At 68.1% G+C, this 1,252-nt stretch carries 1 protein-coding gene; it reads right to left on the reverse strand.

Features of this window, described 5'->3' with window-relative positions; translation table 11 throughout:
• Window positions 1-1,012 (reverse strand): IS110 family RNA-guided transposase (locus JM949_RS36040; RefSeq protein WP_203152483.1); only part of this gene is annotated, 1,012 nt, incomplete at its 3' end.
• Window positions 1,013-1,252: the final 240 nt, after the last annotated feature.

Genomic DNA, 1,252 nt, shown 5'->3' on the forward strand with positions numbered 1-1,252 from the left:
CCGTCGCCGTGGCCGTCGTGGCGTCGTCGATCAGTTGTCGGTAGACGATGTCAGACAGGCGTCGTTTCAGGGCGCGCATTGCTTCCATCGATGTCTTCCCGGCGATTTTCTTGCGATCGAAGTAGGCGCGCCCTTCGGTGGGGTTGCGGAGCTGAACCGTGGCCATGATGTGCAGCACGCGGTTGATCTGCCGGTTTCCGGCGCGGGAGAGGCGGTGTCGGACCTGCTCGCCGGAGGATGCGTCGATGGGGGCGGTGTCGTTCCAGGAGGCGAAGTGGGCCCGGTTCGGGAACCGGGTGATGTCGCCGACTTCGACCAGCAGCCGGGCGGCGCCGGACGGTCCGATGCCGTGCAGGTCCATCAGGGTGGTCCCGGTGGAAGCCACGAGTTCCTTGAGCTCCTTGTCGGCTTCCTTGGAGCGCCGGTAGATCCGTTCGAGGTCACTGATCAGCTCCGCGGTGACCCGCCGTCGAGTCTTGCCGACCGTGTCACGGGGCCGGACGGTGGCCAGCAGTGCTCTGGCCTGGGCGGCGGACAGGCTCTTCTTCGCCCCACCTGGAATCAGTTCCAGCAGGAGTTGGTGCAGCTGGGACACCATCCGGGTGTGGTCCTCTCCGAGTGAGCGGCGTCGGTCGACCAGGATCCGCAGCAGGGCCAGCTGTTCATCGTTGACGACAGGGCGCAGGCCGGCCATGCGGGTGCCGACCAGCGCGATGGAGTGGGCGTCGGTGGCATCAGTTTTGCGGCCCTGCCCGGTGGCGAACACCCGCGCCCTGGCGGACAGCTTCGGCGGGACGTCGACGACCTGTTCGCCGTCGGCCAGCAGCCGGGTGGCGAGGTGCCGGCCAATGCCTTGGCAGCCCTCGATCGCCCAGACCCGGTGCGGCCACCGCCTGGCGTACCTTCGCATCGCCGTGTAGCCGTCCCGGCCGGTGTCGAACCGGCCGCCGCCGACGATGGTCTCGTCGCCGGCCATGACCTCGATCGTGGCGGAGCGCTTGTGCGGATCCATCCCGATGACCACACGATCTGACGTGACACTCAAGGCGTCCTCCGATGCTCGATCCACCTGGGTTATCGAGCCGGGAGGGCAACGCTACTTCGAGCCGAGCAAACCCCTCTTGAGCCTCTCCCCGCCCTGGGCGACGCCCGGGCCGCGCAGGCCAAATGAGAGCCACACGACCAGCGTGGGCAGCCGAAATGAGAGCGACAGCCCGAGCGCCTCGACCGAAGCCTGGCCGGGCCACGGTCG

This window comes from Micromonospora tarensis (assembly GCF_016803395.1).
Classification (GTDB): domain Bacteria; phylum Actinomycetota; class Actinomycetes; order Mycobacteriales; family Micromonosporaceae; genus Micromonospora; species Micromonospora tarensis.